The sequence below is a fragment of the Streptomyces sp. NPDC051217 genome, from assembly GCF_044455465.1.
GTDB lineage: Bacteria > Actinomycetota > Actinomycetes > Streptomycetales > Streptomycetaceae > Streptomyces.
In genome coordinates this window covers 364,736-382,542 of the sequence record NZ_JBITEV010000005.1, presented here as the reverse complement: position 1 = coordinate 382,542, position 17,807 = coordinate 364,736, and the positions used below count along the sequence as shown (strand labels likewise).

The 17,807-nt window shown below is 71.2% G+C and carries 19 protein-coding genes; 5 read left to right on the top strand and 14 right to left on the bottom strand.

All coding sequences use genetic code 11. The features are described from left to right. The first annotated feature begins 73 nt into the window (after window positions 1-73). A complete protein-coding gene (locus tag ACIBBB_RS15250) occupies window positions 74-1,210 on the top strand; it encodes a methyltransferase domain-containing protein (protein WP_398981943.1) in 1,137 nt (378 codons plus the stop codon). Here the strand turns inward: ACIBBB_RS15250 and ACIBBB_RS15245 are convergent. Further along, on the bottom strand, window positions 1,176-1,724 hold the full coding sequence (locus ACIBBB_RS15245) for a DUF402 domain-containing protein (RefSeq protein WP_398981941.1): 549 nt from the start codon (window positions 1,722-1,724) through the stop codon (window positions 1,176-1,178). The genes ACIBBB_RS15250 and ACIBBB_RS15245 overlap by 35 nt on opposite strands. After that, window positions 1,705-2,625, bottom strand: a complete 921-nt coding sequence (locus tag ACIBBB_RS15240; RefSeq protein ID WP_398981939.1) for a GNAT family N-acetyltransferase — start codon at window positions 2,623-2,625, stop codon at window positions 1,705-1,707. The genes ACIBBB_RS15245 and ACIBBB_RS15240 overlap by 20 nt, the downstream gene beginning before the upstream one ends. Before the next feature lie 91 nt (window positions 2,626-2,716). Between ACIBBB_RS15240 and ACIBBB_RS15235 the strand changes: the two genes are divergently transcribed. Then, entirely contained in the window at window positions 2,717-3,091 is a 375-nt protein-coding gene (locus ACIBBB_RS15235) for a GntR family transcriptional regulator (protein WP_398982076.1), read from the top strand. A 37-nt stretch (window positions 3,092-3,128) separates the two neighbouring features. Here ACIBBB_RS15235 and ACIBBB_RS15230 read toward each other — a convergent pair whose 3' ends face one another. The 7 genes from ACIBBB_RS15230 to ACIBBB_RS15200 form a co-directional block, all read right to left on the bottom strand. Continuing rightward, window positions 3,129-3,989, bottom strand: coding sequence for an ABC transporter permease (locus tag ACIBBB_RS15230; protein WP_398981937.1), 861 nt, complete (start codon window positions 3,987-3,989; stop codon window positions 3,129-3,131). Next, complete coding sequence (locus ACIBBB_RS15225) at window positions 3,949-4,869, bottom strand: ATP-binding cassette domain-containing protein (RefSeq protein ID WP_398981935.1); 921 nt, start codon at window positions 4,867-4,869, stop codon at window positions 3,949-3,951. Before ACIBBB_RS15225 ends, ACIBBB_RS15230 begins: the two co-directional genes overlap by 41 nt. Beyond that, window positions 4,866-5,321, bottom strand: a complete 456-nt coding sequence (locus ACIBBB_RS15220; RefSeq protein WP_398981933.1) for a MarR family winged helix-turn-helix transcriptional regulator — start codon at window positions 5,319-5,321, stop codon at window positions 4,866-4,868. Before ACIBBB_RS15220 ends, ACIBBB_RS15225 begins: the two co-directional genes overlap by 4 nt. Window positions 5,322-5,384: 63 nt before the next feature. Beyond that, on the bottom strand, window positions 5,385-6,494 hold the full coding sequence (locus ACIBBB_RS15215) for a DUF5925 domain-containing protein (protein WP_398981931.1): 1,110 nt from the start codon (window positions 6,492-6,494) through the stop codon (window positions 5,385-5,387). Between the two features lie 68 nt (window positions 6,495-6,562). Beyond that, complete coding sequence (locus ACIBBB_RS15210) at window positions 6,563-7,402, bottom strand: polysaccharide deacetylase family protein (protein ID WP_398981929.1); 840 nt, start codon at window positions 7,400-7,402, stop codon at window positions 6,563-6,565. Further along, window positions 7,399-8,490, bottom strand: a complete 1,092-nt coding sequence (locus tag ACIBBB_RS15205; protein ID WP_398981927.1) for a glycosyltransferase family 2 protein — start codon at window positions 8,488-8,490, stop codon at window positions 7,399-7,401. Before ACIBBB_RS15205 ends, ACIBBB_RS15210 begins: the two co-directional genes overlap by 4 nt. Further along, complete coding sequence (locus ACIBBB_RS15200) at window positions 8,487-9,350, bottom strand: glycosyltransferase family 2 protein (protein WP_398982074.1); 864 nt, start codon at window positions 9,348-9,350, stop codon at window positions 8,487-8,489. The genes ACIBBB_RS15205 and ACIBBB_RS15200 overlap by 4 nt, the downstream gene beginning before the upstream one ends. A 607-nt stretch (window positions 9,351-9,957) precedes the next feature. Here ACIBBB_RS15200 and ACIBBB_RS15195 point away from each other — a divergent pair. Then, complete coding sequence (locus ACIBBB_RS15195) at window positions 9,958-10,761, top strand: SGNH/GDSL hydrolase family protein (protein WP_398981925.1); 804 nt, start codon at window positions 9,958-9,960, stop codon at window positions 10,759-10,761. A gap of 268 nt (window positions 10,762-11,029) precedes the next feature. Beyond that, window positions 11,030-11,290 (top strand): hypothetical protein, encoded by a 261-nt coding sequence (locus ACIBBB_RS15190; protein ID WP_189110477.1) that lies wholly within the window; start codon window positions 11,030-11,032, stop codon window positions 11,288-11,290. 234 nt (window positions 11,291-11,524) lie between these two features. Here ACIBBB_RS15190 and ACIBBB_RS15185 read toward each other — a convergent pair whose 3' ends face one another. Both ACIBBB_RS15185 and ACIBBB_RS15180 read right to left on the bottom strand, forming a co-directional pair. Continuing rightward, window positions 11,525-12,307 carry an ABC transporter permease gene (locus ACIBBB_RS15185; protein ID WP_398981922.1) on the bottom strand — a complete coding sequence of 261 codons (783 nt, stop codon included), beginning with the start codon at window positions 12,305-12,307 and terminating at the stop codon, window positions 11,525-11,527. Beyond that, window positions 12,304-13,329, bottom strand: a complete 1,026-nt coding sequence (locus ACIBBB_RS15180; RefSeq protein WP_398981920.1) for an ATP-binding cassette domain-containing protein — start codon at window positions 13,327-13,329, stop codon at window positions 12,304-12,306. The genes ACIBBB_RS15185 and ACIBBB_RS15180 overlap by 4 nt, the downstream gene beginning before the upstream one ends. Window positions 13,330-13,406: 77 nt before the next feature. Between ACIBBB_RS15180 and ACIBBB_RS15175 the strand changes: the two genes are divergently transcribed. After that, the gene (locus tag ACIBBB_RS15175) at window positions 13,407-14,120 is read left to right on the top strand and encodes a TetR/AcrR family transcriptional regulator (protein WP_398981918.1); all 714 of its coding nucleotides are present in this window, start codon (window positions 13,407-13,409) and stop codon (window positions 14,118-14,120) included. A gap of 28 nt (window positions 14,121-14,148) precedes the next feature. On the opposite strand, the gene ACIBBB_RS15170 is transcribed toward ACIBBB_RS15175, so the two are convergent. The 3 genes from ACIBBB_RS15170 to hmgA all read right to left on the bottom strand — a co-directional run bounded on the left by ACIBBB_RS15170 (window position 14,149) and on the right by hmgA (window position 17,614). Then, window positions 14,149-15,342, bottom strand: a complete 1,194-nt coding sequence (locus ACIBBB_RS15170; RefSeq protein WP_398981916.1) for a type ISP restriction/modification enzyme — start codon at window positions 15,340-15,342, stop codon at window positions 14,149-14,151. Window positions 15,343-15,451: 109 nt separating this feature from the next. After that, window positions 15,452-16,201, bottom strand: coding sequence for a GntR family transcriptional regulator (locus ACIBBB_RS15165; protein ID WP_398981914.1), 750 nt, complete (start codon window positions 16,199-16,201; stop codon window positions 15,452-15,454). Between the two features lie 63 nt (window positions 16,202-16,264). Further along, a complete protein-coding gene (gene hmgA, locus ACIBBB_RS15160) occupies window positions 16,265-17,614 on the bottom strand; it encodes a homogentisate 1,2-dioxygenase (RefSeq protein WP_398981912.1) in 1,350 nt (449 codons plus the stop codon). Window positions 17,615-17,807 lie beyond the last annotated feature (193 nt).

The window sequence follows — 17,807 nt, the reverse complement described above, 5'->3', positions numbered from 1 at the left end:
AGAACCGGCCGTGCGGCCGGTGACCGAGCGCCCGCCGGTCCGAACTGTCGGTGGTGGATGGGACCATCGACTCATGACCCCGATCGACTGGGACGACGCAGCAGACTCCTTCGACGAGGAGCCCGACCACGGGCTGCTCGATCCGGCCGTGCGCAAGGCGTGGGCCGCCAAGCTCGCCGGCTGGCTGCCCACCGAGCCGTCCAGGGTGCTCGACCTCGGCTGCGGCACCGGGAGCCTCGCCCTCCTCGCCACCGAGCTGGGACACCGCGTCACCGCCGTCGACCTCTCGCCGCGAATGGTCGGACTCGCCAGGGCCAAGCTGTCCGGCACGGACACCGAGGTGCTGGTCGGCGACGCGGCCAGACCGCCCGTGGGGGAGCGGACGTTCGACGTGATCATGGCCCGCCATGTGCTGTGGCTGCTGCCCGATCCGGACCGGGCCCTGACCCACTGGCTGTCGCTGCTGCGACCCGGCGGGCGGCTGGTCCTGATCGAAGGTGTCTGGTCCGGCGTCGGACTCCCGGCGACACGTGTCACGATGTCCGTCGCCCCGCTCGTCGAGCGCGTCCAGCACGAGCACCTTTCGGCCGATGCCGGACTCTGGGGCCGAGCCGTGGACGACGAGCGGTACGCACTGCTGGCTCACGCCGCCCAGCGCCGCCGCCACACGGAAGTGGTCGACGTCCATCTGATCCTGCGCAGGGGCGACGAGGTGCTGCTCGCCCGCCGGTCCGGCACGGGCTACGGCGACGGACTGCTGAACTGCCCGGCGGGTCACGTCGAGGACGGCGAGGACGTCCGTACGGCGATGATCCGTGAGGCGGCCGAGGAGATCGGCGCCCAACTGGGCCCCGAAGACCTGCGTACGGCCCTGGTCATGCACCACCGCGGTCCCGGCGGCCGGCCGCGCACCGGCTGGTTCTTCGAGGTGCTCCACGACGCGGGACGGACGGCCTGGGAGCCGTACAACCGGGAGCCGGAGAAGTGCTCGGGCCTCTCCTGGCATCCGCTCTCCGCGCTCCCGGACGACATGGTCGCCTACTGCCGCGCGGGCCTGGAGGCGTACCGCGCGGGGGAGCGCTTCGTCATCCACTGGCACGACGACACCGACCCGATCGCCCACGACCCGGCCGGCATCGGGCGCGCGATCCTGCTGGCCAGGACGGACACGGGTGCTACGAGGGAAGCGGGCGACCGAGAAGGGTCGTGAACGCGCCGTCGCGTACGAGGAGTTCGAGCTCGTCCAGCGCGCGGCGGGCCGCGTCGGCCGCCACCGGGTCCCGCTCGGCGAGGCCGCTCTCCTCGAACTCGTCCTCGTCCAGCCGCAGGACCGTCCCGCCGTCGGCCGACGCCCAGAGATCGAGGTCCAGGTCCTCGACCAGCAGCTCGTACCGGAGTTCACCCGGTCCGCGACCACTCACGACCGCCGGTCGTGTCACGTCGCAGTACCAGCCCTTGAGGATCCCGTCGCCCGTGCGGACCTCCTTCACCGCGTACCAGCGGTCACGCCAGTAGTGCTCGGTGAAGACGTCGCCGGGCTCGAAGCGTACGAAGCCGAAGTCCCGTACGCCCTCGGCCGCCCACGGCGCCCGCACCACCACATGTGCGCCGTCGTCGGCGACGAGGGAGGCCGGGTAGCGGATCTTCGTACGGCCGGCCTTGACCAGCCGCACCTCTACCTGGACCCCCGAGGCCCTTGCGGGGTCAGGCGAGCTTGCGGACATGGCGTACCTCCGAGGCAGAGACCTGATAGCCGAACCAGGTGTTGACCGCCAGCATCGGCTCGTTCCGTGCGTCGTTGTTGGTGAACGCGTCCGTGAAACCGGCGGCGCGGGCGCGGCGCAACGAGTCGACCTTGGCGGCCTTGGCCAGACTCCGGCCGCGGTAGTCGCGCAGCGTGCCCGTCATGGCCGACAGATAGGTCGTGTCACCGTCGGTGTGGACCAGGGTGAAGGCCACGATCCTGCCGTCGGCGACCACGAGGGTGCTGAGGCGCTGGTCCAGACAGGGGTGGTGCCAGGTGTTGTTCAGCCAGTCCTCGTAGTCGTCGAGGGTAGTGCTGATGTCACCCGGTTCGTCCGACGTCGCCTCGGCATCGGCCTCGAACACCGGCCGCGGGTCGTCGGCGAAGTCCGCCGCCGTCGCCAACGCGCAGCCCTCGGGGAGCCTCAGCGGCTCGGGCAGCGTGGCACCCGTCAGATCAAGCCGCTGGAAGTGCGCGGTACGCAGCGGCGAGTAGCCCCGGTGGGCGGCGAATGCGAGGGACGCGGGCTCGTCGTTCACCCAGGTGAAGATGGTGGTCGCGCCCTCGGCGGCCAGATGCTCCTCGGCGGCCCGCAGGATCGCGGATCCCGCGCCCTTGCCCGTGTGGTCGGGGTGCACATGAGGGTTGACCCGGGCCTGACCGGGTTCCTCGCTGTCGTAGGCGAGCGCGACATGCGAAGTGCCGATCACCTCCCCGCCGTCCTCGGCGACCAGCATGCGGTACTTCGATGCCGGGTTGGCGCTTCGCACGGCGAAGTGCAGGGAGTCCTCGGTCGTCACGGCGTACCGGACGCTGGCACGCCGGACGCGGACGACGGCGGCGGCGTCCTCGGGGCGGAAATCACGAACGAGCACAGTCATGGAGCGGCACGCTACGTGGTCGCACCGCTGGAACGCCCCTTATTTTTCCGTTCCCGAAGCCGGGAGATGGGGGACAATCAGCCCTGTGACCTTGAAGATCGCCATTGCCATCGACTCCGACGACGCCACCGCCCCGTACGAGCAACTGCGCACCCAGATCTCCGAACAGGCCCGCTCGGGCGTGCTGCCCGTGGGACACAAGCTGCCGACGGTACGGGGCTTCGCAGAAGAACTCGGCCTCGCGGCGAACACCGTCGCCAAGGCCTACCGGGCGCTGGAGTCGGACGGGGTGATCGAGACGCGCGGCCGCAACGGCACGTTCATCGCGGCGGCGGGCGACGCGGCGGACCGCAAGGCGGCGGCCGCCGCCCAGGAGTACGCGCAGCAGGCCAGACGGCTCGGTCTGGCGCGCGCGGAGGCGCTGTCGCTGGCGGAGGACGCGGTGCGGGCGGCGTACTCACGCTGAGGCAGAGCCCCTGGGGCGTTGGGCCGGGCTCCCGGGGTCATCTGGCCAGCCGCCCCAGCAGCGACGACGCCGCGGTGATACCGAGCGCCGCGGCGAAGATCAGCACTCCGAAGTCGAGCAGCAGATGGGACGAGGTCCCGAGCAGCAGTCCGCGCAGGGCGTCCACCTGATAGCTGAGCGGGTTGATCCTGCTGACCACCTGGAGCCAGCCGGGCATGATCGCCACCGGATACAGCGCGTTCGACGCGAAGAAGAGCGGCATGGTGATGGCCTGGCCGATGCCCATCAGCCGGTCCCGGGTGAGGACGATGCCGGCGATCGTGATCGACAGACACGAGAAGAAGGCCGAGCCGAGGATCACCACGACCGCGACCCCGAGCAGTTTCAGCGGGTTCCAGGTCAGCCCCACTCCGAGGGCGGCGGCGATGAGGATCACCACGAGCGCCTGGATCAGCGCCTTCACCCCGGAGGCGAATGCCTTGCCGCTGATCAGCGCGGCTCGCGGGGTGGGGGTGACCAGGAGCTTGGTCAGGATCCCGGCGTCCCGCTCCCAGATGATCATGATGCCGTAGAAGATCGCGATGAACATCGCGGACTGGGCGATGATGCCGGGCGCGAGGAAGTCGATGTAGGGGATACCGCCGGTCGGGATGGCCCTGAGGTGGGTGAACGTCTCGCCGAAGATCAGCAGCCAGAGTGCGGGCTGGACGGCCCGGGTGTAGAGCTCGGTGCGGTCGTGGCGCAGCTTCTGGAGCTCGACCACGCACATGGCGATGACTCGGGAGGGCAGGACCCGCAACCCCGTTCGGGGCCGCGGCGGCACGAGCAACAGCTCGAAGCGGGCGGGATCGACGGCCTCAGCCGAGTCTGGACGCCGTCCGGCGGGTGCTCCTGACATCGCGGTAGGTGCCTCCTTCCTCCTCCAGGCCCTGGCCGACCACGTCGCGGAAGACGTCCTCCAGCGTGGGCAGGGTGTCGCTCCGCGCCTCACCGGACTCACCCGGCTCACCGGACTTAGGCGCCTCGTCCGCCTCGGCGCGGCGTCGCTCGCGCAGCTCCTCCCGCAGTTCGTCAGGTGTGCCGAGGGCGTGGATCCGGCCGCGGTGCATCAGCCCGACCCGGTCGCAGTACTGCTCGGCCTCGTCCATGTAGTGCGTGGTCACCAGCACGGTCATGCCGGTGGCCCGCCGCACCGCGTTGATGTGATCCCAGACGCTGCTCCGGGCGATCGGGTCGAGACCGATCGTCGGCTCGTCCAGCATCAGCAGCCGGGGCGCGCTGACCAGCGCCTGCGCGAGCTCCAGACGGCGGATCATGCCGCCCGAGTAGGTCTGGGCCATCCGGTCGGCGGCGTCGGAGAGGTCGACGACATCCAGCGCCTGTGCGACACGCGCGGCTCGCTCGCGGCGCGGGACGTCGAAGACGCGGGCGAACAGCGTCACGTTCTCGCGCCCGGTCATCGCCGCGTCGGCGGACAGTTGCTGCGGCACGTAGCCGAGCAGGCGGCGTACCGCCATCTTGTCCTTCGCGGCGTCGTGTCCGAACACCTTGACGATGTCCGCGGGGACCGGCAGCAGCGTCGTGATGCAGCGGATCGCCGTCGTCTTTCCGGCGCCGTTGGGGCCGAGCAGGCCGAAGATCTCGCCGGTACGGACGGACAGGTCGAGGCTGTCGACGGCCTTGGTGTCACCGAACGAGTAGTCCAGTCCGCGGCAGCTCACGGCCTCGGCGGAGGACCCGTCGGAAGTGTCGCGAGCGGGACGGGCGCCGTCGCTCACGCCGCCTCCACCTCCTCGCGCAGATTCAGGGCGAGTCTGCGCAGCGCGGGCAGCGCGGCGGCCAGGGCCGCCCGTTCCTGCTCGGTCAGCCGGGCCACCTGCTCGCGCACCAGCGCGCAGTGCCGTGCCTCCCAGTCCGTCAGGCGTGATGTCGCCGCGTGGGTCGGCACCAGCAGGACGGCGCGGTGGTCGGCGGGATCGGTCTCGCGGCGCAGATATCCGGCCCTGGTCAGTTCGTTGACGAGGGTGGAGACCGAGTTCCCGGCGAGATACAGCTCCTTCGCGGCGTCCGACACCCGGATTCCCGGGCGCGCCGCGACCAGCCGCAACAGCTCGACCTGCGCGCCCCGGAGCGGTGGGGCCGTCAGGCCGACGCTCAGCCGCCGCCGGATCATGCGCTGCACGCCCGCCAGTACATCGGCGAGCGAGTCGGGGAACTCGACCGAAGCCATGGCTTCACATTAGCTCTGAATGGGAGTAATCGCCCAAAAGGTGCAACCGGGGGGCGGGGTCAACTACAGGTACAGCCCCGCGTCCGCGCCCTTCGACTGGCCCGGGACCGACGTCGGGCCGCCGCCCCTGCGCAGTGCGAACAGTTCGGCCAGCGTCGCGCCCTCCCGGCCCACCGCTCCCTCCCAGTCGCCCTCCTCCCGGCTCAGCCAGCGCTCCGCCTCCGGGCGGGTCAGCGAGCCGACCTCGATCCGGGCCAGACAGCGGCCGGGCCTGACGACCGCCGGGTGGAGCCGTTCCAGATCCTCGTTGGTGGTCACGCCCACCAGGACGTTCCGGCCCTGGCCGAGCAGCCCGTCGGTGAGGTTGAGCAACCGGGAGAGCGCCTGGCCCGCCGTGTGCTTGGCCTCGCCCCGGATCAGCTCGTCGCAGTCCTCCAGGAGCAGCAGCCGCCAGCGTCCCTTGGACGAGCCCTCGTCCTCGCCGATCGCGATGTCCATCAGATAGCCGACGTCGTTGAAGAGCCGCTCCGGGTCCAGGACGCAGTCGACCTGGCACCAGTCACGCCAGGACCGGGCCAGCGTCCGCAGCGCCGATGTCTTCCCGGTGCCGGGCGGGCCGTGCAGCAGGAGCAGCCGGCCGGCGATGTCGTCCGGTGTCACCTTCATCAGCCGGTCCATCGCGTCGGCCACCGGCGCGGTGTAATTGCCCCGGACCTCGTCCCAGGTGCCGGCCGCGATCTGCCGGGTCGTCCGGTGCGGGCCACGGCGCGGCGACACGTACCAGAACCCCATGGTCACGTTCTCGGGGACCGGCTCGGGCTCGTCCTGCGCGCCGTCCGTCGCCTGGCGGTGCACCTTCTCGGCGAGTTCGGAGGTGGTCGCGGTCACCGTGACGTCCGCGCCCCGGTTCCAGCGGGAGACGAGCAGCGTCCAGCCGTCGCCCTCGGCCAGCGTGGCACTGCGGTCGTCGTCGCGGGCCGAGCGCAGGACGGTGGCGCCCGGCGGCAGCAGGGAGACACCGGACTTGACCCGGTCGATCGACGAACTGTGCGAGTGCGGCTGCTCGCCCGTCGCGAAACGGCCGAGAAAGAGCGCGTCGACGACATCCGACGGTGAGTCGCTGTCGTCCACGTTCAGCCGGATCGGCAGGGCGTCCTGAGGCTTGGCAGACATGTCGCCCATGATCCGGCACGGGCGCCGCCACCGCACGGTGTTTTGCCCGGCGGCGCCCGCCCGCCCGGTCAGCCCCCGCCGATCACCCGTGCGGCCCGGCGGGCCCCGCGGACCAGCGCGTACGCCTTCGTCAGCGCCCGGTCGCCGGCGAAGGCGCGGCCGACGGACCGGCCGTCGACCAGCCGCCCGAACTCCCCGATCTCTGTGGAGCGCCGCACCGTGACCCGTTCCAGGGCGTACGGGCCCTGCCCCCGGCGGGCCAGGGAGTTGCCCACGGCCAGCGACTGCGCGAACCCGGCCGCCCGTACGGCGCGCCGTACGCGACGGGTGGAGTAGCCGTACGGGTACGCGAACGAGACCGGCACGGCGCCCAGTTCGGCGGCGACGATCTCCCGGCAGCGCGCCGCCTCGTGGCCGAGACGCACGTCGTCGAGCTGGTCCAGTTGCGGGTGCGTATGGCTGTGGCCGCCGATCTCCACCCCGGCGGCGGCCAGTTGGCGCACCTGGTCCCAGTCGAGCATCGTGTCGAGGGCGCCGCCCTCGTCGTACGGGCCGCGCAGCCACCCCGTCGAGACGAACAGGGTGGCCGCGAAGCCGTGCCGGGCAAGGACGGGCAGGGCGTGCCGGTGCACGCCCTCGTAGCCGTCGTCGAACGTGATCAGCACCGGCCGCTCGGGCAGTCGCCCCCCACCCCGCCAGACGGCGGCCAGCGCGGCCGTCGTCAGCGGGGTGAACCCCCGCTCGCCGAGCAGCGCGAGCTGCTCGGCGAACGCGTCGGGCGACACGGACAGGGCGCGCACCGACGGGGCCGGCCGGTGCGCGATCGCGTGGTACATCAGGATCGGTACGGGCTCCTCCGGTCCCGGCCCCGGGCGTGGCGGTGCGCCGTCCCCCATGCCCATGCTCATACGGCGGCACCTCGCGGACTCTCCCGCGCCGAAGCCGGAGTGGACGGAGCCGGAGTGGACGGAGCCGAGGAGACCACCGGGCTGATCGGGCCGGACGAGAACGTGACCGCGCCCCGGCGCGCGCGGGCGCTGCCCACCACATAACCGGCCGCCGTCGTCAGCACCCCGGCCACGATCGCCCCGGCCCGCCCCGCGCCGCCGCGCTCCCGGCCTCGTACCGCGTCGCGCAGCCCGCGCGCCACCCCCGCGGGCAGCACCCGCGTGGCGTAGCGCCGCTCCGACTCAAGTCCCTTGCCCGCGCCGACACTTCGGGCGACCAGCGCCTTGGAGAGCCCTTCGGCGTAGGCGCGGGTCCGGAAGTACCCGAACCCCGCACGCGCCTCGGGGACCTTGTGGTGGATCACCGCGCGGTCGTCGATCAGCAGCAGCGCGTGCGGCAGCGCCTTGCTGAGCCTGATGCACAGCTCCGTCTCCTCGCAGCCCAGCGGGCGCTTGTCGCCGTCCCGCCCGATGCCGGTCGCGAAGCCGCCCGCCGCGTCGAACGCGGTACGGCGGAACGAGGCGTTGCCGCCCAGGATGTTGCGGACCCGCACCTTGCCGGGCGGCAGCCCCCGGTACGTACAGCCGACGACCCAGTCGAACTCCTCCGGGAACCAGGCCGGCCGGCCCCCGGACGCCCAGGCGGGCACCGTCCTGCCGCCGACCGCCATCACCCGCGGATCGCCGTAACCCGCCGCGAGATACCGCAGCCAGTCGCGCTCGGCCACGGCGTCGTCGTCCAGGAAGGCCACGAACTCCCCGCGCGCGGCGGCGATTCCGGTGTTCCGTCCGGCGGAGAGCCCCCGGGGGCCCGCGTTGGCGAGCACCCGCACCTCCCCGCCGTCCCCCGGCGTCACTGTCGGGGCGGCGTACTCCGCGCGGAGCCGCATCCGCAGCGTCTCGTTGTGGTCGACCACGAGCAGCGTCTCCGTGGCCGGCATCGACTGACTCCGTACGGAGGCGACCGCCGCGAGAATGTCCTCCCAGCGCTCCTCCGTGTACGCGCAGACGACCACGGAGAAGGAGCGGTGCAGCTGACGGTCGATCAAGACACCTCTCCCCGCCTGACCATGGGCCCCGAGAGGCCCGTCCGGACGGAGAGCGGCAGCGGGAGCGCCGGGCGGACGGCGCGCGGCCTGCGCCGCGCCGCCCTCGGGACGCCCTTCTCCTGGAGGATGACCCTCAGCACCCGCAGCCCGTCGCGTACGGCCCGGAGATTGCTCACGCCATGGATCCGGTCGTACTCGTGGCTGGGGATCTCCTGCACCCTCAGACCGGCCTTGACGACCCGGATGTTCATCAGGGTCTCGACCTCGAACCCGGTGCAGTCGAGCGTGATCCGGTCCAGACAGTGCCGCCAGAAGGCGTTGTAGCCGTAGCAGAGATCGGTGTAGCGGGCGCCGAACTTGGCGTTCACGACCGAGCAGAGCACGGCGTTGCCGAGCTTGCGGATCAGTGTCATGTCGTCCGTGCCGCCGCCGTTGGAGAACCGCGACCCCTTGGCGAAGTCGGCACCCGAGACGAGGGCCGACACATAGCTGACGATCTCCTGGCCGTCGGCCGAGCCGTCCGCGTCGATCATCACGATGATGTCGCCCGTGCACGCGGCGAAGCCGCTGATCAGGGCGTCACCCTTGCCCTTGCCGCGCTGTTCGACGACCTTGACGTCCGGCCACAGTTCCCGGGCGACGCGGATCGTGCCGTCGGTCGAGTTCCCGTCCACGAGGACGACTTCATGAATCCAGTCGGGCAGTGTCTTGAAGACGTACGGCAGATTCTCCGCCTCGTTCATCGCGGGGATCACCACGCTCACCGGCGGCGTGATCGCGAGATACGAGGAGACCGGCCGATACCGGCCGTCGAGCACGTGTTCGCCGAGCAGTTCTTCTTCGAGCAGCTGGTCGTCCAGCAAATGGTCGTCGAGCCGCTGGTTGTCCAGGACGTCACCGGAAAACGGCACGCCTAACGGGTCTTCGCCCGGGGTCGCCGGGCGCAGGAATGAGCTCACGAGATCTTTTCCCTCTCCACCGGTGGACCGCCCGCCCCCGGGCGGTCCGGATGTTGTGCCGGTTCGAAAGGGGGGTTCTCACCCTGTACGTGACAGCGTTGACTCCTTGCCTGCCGGGTGAGTCGAGAAAGCGAGCACCGCGCGGCACCCCCCTACCGCGCCCCGCACCGGGAGCCGTCGCGACGTCCGAGCCCCTCCCTGAAGTCGCTCTCCATGACGGTCCGATGCGGGTGGATGTCCGAAGGTATTGATACTTACGACTGTATGGCAAGAGGTGCGACATGACCGTGCCTATTTGCGATTTGGCCTTACTTCGACGGCGGTTTCCGGAACATCCGTGTTCCGGTTTACTCGGTCCGTCGCCCGGCGATCCGCTTCGAGTCGGTTCGCTCGGTATACGCGCGTCCATCAGTAAGTTCTCACCAGATTGACTTGGCATGGACACTTACGGTCAAGTCCCTTCCCTGGTACGAACGTTGAGGCAGAGATCCTGCTCAATGGAGGTTCCATGAAGCTGTCCAGATTCGCCGCCCTCTCGTCCACGCTCCTGCTCGGCGCGGTCCTCGCCTTCACCGGCGCGGGCCAGGCCCAGGCGGCCGAGAACGCGGCACTCGACTACGTCGCCCTCGGTGACTCCTACTCCTCCGGCCTGGGGTCCGGTTCGTACGACAGCGGAAGCGGCTCCTGCAAGCGCAGCAGCAAGGCATATCCGGCCCTTTGGGCCGCGGCCAACTCACCCTCGTCGTTCGCCTTCACCGCTTGCTCTGGCGCTCGTACGGGTGATGTGACGGGCGGTCAGCTCGGCCCCGTCAACTCCGGTACCGACCTCGTCAGCATCACCGTCGGCGGCAACGACGCCGGCTTCGCCGACGTCATGACCACCTGCGTCCTCCAGTCCGAGGCCAGCTGCGTGGCGCGCGTGAACCAGGCCCGCAGCTATGTCACGAACACGCTGCCCGGCCAGCTCGACTCCGTGTACAACGCGATCAGCGCCAAGGCCCCCGCCGCCAAGGTCGTCGTGATCGGCTACCCCCGCTTCTACAAGCTCAGCGGCTCCTGCCTGGTGGGCATGACCGAGACCGAGCGCGGCGCGATCAACGGGGCCGCGGACCACCTCAACGACCTGCTCGCCAAGCGTGCCGCCGACCACGGCTACAGCTTCGCGGACGTCACCGGCCCCTTCACCGGTCATGAGATCTGCTCGTCGGCGACCTGGCTGCACAGCGTCAGCTTCCCGATCGGCGAGTCGTACCACCCCACCGCCCAGGGCCAGTCGGGTGGTTATCTGCCGGCCTTCTCTTCGGCCGTCTGACCCAATCGCGGATCGTACGAACTGACTGCCGGTGAGAAGCCTGTCCGCCCGCCCTCCTTGGGCGGGCGGACAGGAATCGACGTTCGATCTCATCGAACTACTCGGGGGTCGATTGTCCAACTCGCCCTGGAATGCAATGGATTCACCGGGCGAGCCGCCATCCCCCAACGGGTGTTGTCGATCCTTGAGGCGGGATACACGTGTGTCCCATGAGGGCGATAGGGTTAACCTGCCCGAGCCGGGTGCCCTCGTACGGGTGGGGAGTGACATGGATCAGATAGTGCACAGCAGGGCGCGAGTCCCTGCCATCACATGTGGGAGCAGCGCGACCAGTTCACGGCTCGACCGTCATCTCTCGGTGCTCGGCGGCCCTGCCGTCCCGCAGCGCGAGACGGCCGAGGCGACGAGCCTCATGCGGGAGCTCACCTCGCGCGACGAGGTACGCACCGGCAGGAGCAAGAGCGCGCGTGTCTCCCTGTTCGCACCGCTCAGGCGGCTGCGACGGTCCCTCTTCGGCAGCCGCCGCTGACCTCACCCGGTCGGCGGTCGCCGACCCCCGGACCACGCTCGGGCGATCACGCCGTCCCGGCGCAGCGCCGCTCCCCGCTCGCCCGTCACTCCCAGGGTCCGCGGCGGTGCGCCGGTGTGTTCGCCGAGCGCCGGGACCGTCCCCAGAGGTGCCGCCGCGTCACCACCCGGCAAGGTGAACCGGCGGCGGCGACAGGGGACTTCGGAGGCGTAACAGCGCGCGAGCAGCGGGCGGCTATTCGCCGCTGCGTGTGTAGGCGCGGACAGTCAGCGGGACGAACACCGCCAGGATCACCAGGCCCCACAGCAGCGCACCCATCACCGGGTTGGCCAGCGGCCAGGCCGCGTCGGCACTCGGCGACGCGTTGCCGCACAGATCACGTACGGCCGCCGCCACCGCGCTGATCGGGTTCCACTCGGCGACGACACGGAGCCAGCCGGGCAGGCCCTCGGTGGGGATGTACGCGTTCGAGAGCAGCGGCAGGACGAAGGTGACGCTGCCCAGTTGACCGGCGATCTCCTCGTTGCGGATGAGCAGCCCGAGATACGCGCCGACCCAGTTGGTCGCGAAGCGGAAGAGCAGCAGCAGACCGAAGGCCCCGAGCGCGCCCGGCATGCCGCCCTCGATCCGCCAGCCCACCGCGAGACCCACCAGTACGAGCGGCACCACGCCGATCGCCGTGGTGAGCAGATCCGCCGAGGTCTGGCCCAGCGGCACGGCGATCCGGCTCATCGGCATCGTACGGAACCGGTCCATCACACCGCGCTGAACGTCCTGCGAGGACTGGAACATGCCGGTCATGATGCCGCCGGCCGCGGTGGCCGCCAGCAGCCCCGGCACCAGGAAGGCCCGGTACTCCTGGCCCGGTGTCGCGAGCGCGCTGCCGAAGACGAAGCCGAAGAACAGCAGCATCGTGATCGGCATGGTCTGGGTGAGGATCACCACGCCGGGGGAGTGTCTGATCCGCCGGAGATGGCGGCCGAGGACGGCGGTGCTGTCGTAGGCGACGGTGCTCATGCGGCGCTCTCCTCGGGTGTTGTACGGGACACGGGTCGCGCCGGGCGGCTCGTCCCGCCGGCGGTCGAAGACGCCCCCGCGCCGCCGGTCAGGCGCAGGAACACCTCGTCGAGTGTGGGCGGGCGCAGGCTCGCGTCGACCACCGGCACTCCGGCGGCGTCCAGTTCGCGGACGATCCGGGGGAGCGTGAGCGTGCCGCTGGTCGCCATGGCCCCCACCGTTCGGCGCTCCCGGTCGATCACCGGCTCGGCGCCGGTCAGGTGGTCGAGCACGCCGGCCGCGGTGAGGAACACCGGCTGAGTGGCGTCCTCGGCCAGTACCGCCTCCGCGTACGACCCGATGAGGGACTTCAGCTCGGCGGGGGTGCCCCGGTGCGCGGCCCGGCCGTGGTCGATCAGCACGATGTCGTCGGCCAGCCGGTCGGCCTCCTCCAGATACTGCGTGGTCAGCAGGACGGTCGTGCCCTCGTCGGCCAGCTCGCGTACCGCCGTCCAGATCTGGCCGCGGCTCCCCGGGTCGAGGCCGGTCGTGGGCTCGTCGAGGAAGAGCACCTGGGGTCTGGTGAGCAGGCTGGATGCCAGGTCGAGGCGGCGGCGCATGCCGCCGGAGTAGGTGCGGGCGGCCCGGTCGGCAGCTTCGGTGAGGTCGAACCGTTCCAGCAGTTCGTCGGCGCGGGCCCGGCCGGCCGCTCCCCGCCGACCGAGCAGTTTCGCGAAGAGCCGGAGATTCTCCCGGCCGGTCAACTCGCTGTCGACGGAGGCGTACTGGCCGGCGACGCCGATCGCCAGGCGTACCGCCGCCGGCTCCTTGACGATGTCGTGCCCGGCGACGCGGGCCGATCCGCCGTCGGGTGCGCTGAGCGTGGTGAGGACGCGCACGGCGGTGGTCTTGCCCGCGCCGTTCGGTCCGAGCACCCCGCAGACCGTGCCTCGGGCGACGGCGAGATCCAGGCCCCGCAGGGCACGCACCTCACCGAAACGCTTCTCCAGACCTTCACTAAGTACGGCGTACGTAGTATCCATGCGGCTCATCGTAGCCCACTACGTACGCCGTACGTAACTGGGTCTCTGGGGGAGAATGGCCGACGAGGTGATGACCGATGGCGGGGCGACCTGCTGAACCCGAAGTGATCTGGTCGCGTCCCGAGCGCGCCGCCCGTGGCCCCAGGCCGTCGCACACGCGCGCCGAGATCGCGGCCGTCGCGGTACGGATCGCGGACGCCGACGGCATGGAGGCCGTCTCCATGCGCCGCGTGGCGGGTGAGCTGGGCTGCGGCACGATGTCGCTGTACAACTACGTGCCGCGCAAGGAGGACCTGTACGAGCTGATGGCCGACCTGGTCGCCGGGGAGTACGACCTGCCCGAGCGGCCCACCGGCGACTGGCGGGCCGATCTGACGGGCCTCGCCCACCGGGCGCGGGCGATGATGCGGCGCCATCCGTGGATGTCGCGCCTGATGTCGGCCACCTACGGTTTCAGCCCGAACGCGATGAGATTCCTTGAATTCAGCCTCTGGTGCCTGGACCCGCTCGATCTGCCGTACGGCCGGAAGATGGAACTGGTGGCCATGGTGAACGGCATCGTCACCACCTACGTCGCCAACGAGATCCAGACCGCCGAGCGCACCCGGTCACTGCCCTGGTCGGCCGAGCGCGAGCATGAGATCCGCATGGCCTATCTGGCCGGGCAGGTCGGCTCCGGGCAGTTCCCGCGGTTGGCGGCGGCCTTCATGGAGGACTCGGGACCCATCGACATGGACGCCTACTTCGACCGGGCGCTGAACCGGGTGCTGGACGCGTTCGGGAGCGACTGACGACCTCCCGGTGCCGGTCAACACCCGTTCAGATCAGTGCGAACTGCCCCTCCGGGCCTTCTTCGTGGTGGTCGAGCACGGAGGCGGGTCGCCGGGCCGTGTCCGGTACCGGCAGCACCCCTGAGGCCCGCAGCTCGTCGGTTCCGATCACCGGACCCTCCTCCAGCGCCTCGCCCAACTCCCGCTGCCGGGGCCGCAGTCCGGCCAGCAGCGCCAGCACGGTGATCAGCTCCAGCAGCTCCGAGGTCCACTCCTGCGGCCAGGCGCGCGGGCCGATCGCCTCCAGAGTGCCGGGCTCCGGCCGCTCGGCGCGGCGCTCGAACCACAGCTCGATCATCCGTACGCCGCCGACCTGGAAGTCCCAGGCCCCGGCCGGCACGGGTGAGATCCGGCCGTCACCCAGGTGGAGCGTCTCGTCCTCGGAGTCGTAACCGATCGTCGTGGGGCGGGCGGGGATCGCGGCGCGTACGTACGGGCGCCGACCGCCGGGCAGCCGGCGGCGCTCACCGCCCCGGGCGCCGCGCAGCTGGACGCCGGTGAGCAGGGCGCCGAGCTCCACGCCGGTGGTCCACAGGTCCGGGTCGGCGGTCAGTGGCACCACACAGCCGCGCGGCGAGGGCCGGGCCGCCGCGGCAGCCCAGTCGAGCAACTGGCGCGGGGTGACCTCGTGTCCGAGGCGCCCGGTCAGCGACGCCAGGAGTCCCGGCGTCAGATTGGGCTCGACGCCACCCGGCCTCCGGTAGAGCGGCCGGATCCGGCCCGGCCGCCCGGCGGGTGAGCGGCCGTCCGGCAGCAGGGCGCTCACCAGCAGCGCCGGACCCTCGGCCCCGGGGACGAACCCCTGCTCCACGGCGAAGAGCTGCCGCTCGTCGGCGACCCGCCACAGCTCCGGTCTGGCCGCGTCGATCAAACGGTGGTCGGGGATCAGATAACGCTCGTCGAACGGTCCGTGCCCCACCCGCAACGGCTCCGGACACCGTCCGGACTCCCGCGCGAACCTCCCCGTGCCGGTGAGCTGCCCCGGCAGCGCGGCGACCGCGCTGCGCGGCGTACGGGACCGGGTCGGCCGGAACAGCGCCTCGCGCTCGGCGCCCGTGGCCCGTATCAGCGTGTCCCAGCGCGCGGTGAGCGACGCGGCGTCGGGCGCCAGGATCCAGCCGCGGCCGAGCCGCAGCGGCGCCGCCGACCACGGCATGAGGTCGCTCAGCAGCGGGGCCGTCATACGGGCACACCCCTCCCCGGTCCGGTACGTGCCGTCGGCGAAAGCGTACCGACCGGGTCCGACGGCGGGTCTTCCCACCTGTCGGGGCGTGACCCGGCCGAGCGCCGTGTCAGTCCGTCTCCATGGTCACCGAGAAGGAGAAGCGGTCGCCCCGGTAGCGGATTCTGGCCACGTCCACGACCCGGCCGTCCGCGTCGTACGTGACCCCCGTGTAGTGCAGGATCGGGCTGAGCAGCGGCACTTGGAGCAGGTCGGCCGTGGCCGGGTCGGCGAGTGTCGCCTCCACCGTGTCCGTGATCCGGCCGATCCGCACCCCCAGCACGTCGCGCAGCACCTTGGTCATCGGCCAGCGCTCCAGATCGCCTGGATCCAGCCGGTCCGCGATGTCCGTACGGAGCGCGTTCTCGGCCCAGTTGGTCGGCTCACCGCTCTCGCCGTCGCGGCGCAGCCGCCGGTAGAGGGCCACCTCCTCGACACCGGGAAAGTACTCGGCCAGCTCGCCGGGCATCGGCTCCCGGCCGTGGCCGATCACCGTCGTCCGCTCGCCCGACTGCTGTGCCACGACCGCGTCGACGGAGCCCAGCAGCCGGCGGGGCGCGCCGCGCCGCGCGCCCGGCTCGATGAAGGTGCCGCGCCGCCGGTGCCGGCTGATCAGGCCCTCCTGCTCCAGCTCCTTGAGGGCCTGGCGCATCGTCAGCACACTGACCCCGTAGTGCCCCGCCAACTGCTCCTCCGTGGGGAGGCGCAGCGGATCCTGCGGACGCCGGCCGAGTATGGAGGCGCGCAGCGACTGCGAGACCTGGTACCAGAGCGGCAGTTTGCGGTTGAGGACCAGCGAATCGGGTGCGAATGCGGTCACGGCGGGCTCCGAGTCGGGCGGGTCGGTCCGGGACCGGTCCAGGGCGGTCCTGACCGGTGCGGTTCAGGGTCCCTCGGTGGGGGCCGGTCCGGGCGTAGGCCTGAAATGGCGCTCCAGACCCTGCCACACCTCGTCGTAACCCGTCTGGAGGTGTCCGGCCGTCGCCGCCTGGGCGGTGGCGGTCACCGGCCAGCGCGTCTCGAACATGAAGGCGAGGCCGTCGTCGATCCGCTGCGGCCGCAGCTCGGCGGCGCCGGCCCGGTCGAACGTCTCCCGGTCGGGCCCGTGCGCCGACATCATGTTGTGCAGCGATCCGCCGCCGGGCACGAAGCCTTCCGCCTTGGCGTCGTACGCGCCCTCGATCAGGCCCATGTACTCGCTCATCACGTTGCGGTGGAAGTACGGCGGCCGGAACGTGTTCTCGCCGACCAGCCAGCGCGGGGCGAAGACCACGAAGTCGACGCCCGCCAGCCCCGGGGTGTCGGAGGGCGAGGTCAGCACCGTGAAGATCGACGGATCGGGGTGGTCGTAGCTGATGGTGCCGATCACATTGAAACGGCGCAGGTCGTAGACGTACGGCAGATGGTTGCCGTGCCAGGCGACGACATCGAGCGGGGAGTGGTCGTACGTCGCGGTCCACAGGTTCCCGCAGAACTTGTTGACCACCTCGGTCGGGCGCTCGACGTCCTCGTAGGCGGCGACCGGGGTGAGGAAATCACGCGCGTTCGCCAGCCCGTTGGCGCCGATCGGGCCGAGGTCGGGGAGGACGAAGGGGCGGCCGTAGTTCTCGCAGACGTATCCGCGCGCCGTCTCGTCCAGCAGCTCCACCCGCAAGCGCACCCCGCGCGGGATCAGCGCGACTTCGCCGGGGCGGACGGCCAGCAGGCCGAACTCCGTGACGATCAGCAGCCCGCCGTGCTCGGGGACGATCAGCAGCTCGCCGTCGGAGTCACTGAACACCCGGTCGGTCATGGGGGAGTTGGCGTGGTACAGGTGCACGGCCATGCCCGTGCGCCGCGCGGCGTCGCCGTTGCCGCCCAGCGTCCAGAGGCCCGCCAGGAAGTCCGTGCCGGGTGCGGGGGCCGGCAGCGGGTTCCAGCGCAGCCGGTTGGGGTCGGGCACGGACTCGGTGAACGGCGCGGTGCGCAGCGTGCCGTTGCCGGTCCGGGTGAACGGCGGGTGCGCGGCCGACGGGCGGATCCGGTAGAGCCAGGAGCGGCGGTTGTGCGCGCGGGGCTCGGTGAAGGCGCTGCCGCTCAACTGCTCCGCGTACAGGCCGAGCGGGGCTCTCTGCGGCGAGTTGCGTCCGACGGGCAGGGCGCCCGCGACGGCCTCCGAGCTGTGCTCGTTGCCGAAGCCGGTGGCGTACGCCAGGCTCTCGGCCGTCTTCCTGGCCTGCTCGATGCCGCTCATCGTCGCTCCCCGAGTCCGTTCGTGTCGCTGCCCCGCGCGTGGTCCTGCTCACCATCGAATCCTATGGTTCACCGTAGGATTCCGTCGGAGGCGCGTCAACGGGGACAGGCACGTTGTCCGAAAGAGATGTCCGTGCGAACAGAGGTACGGCCCCGCCGTCTCGAAGAGCGGCCCTCCACAAGGGAGACTCGAA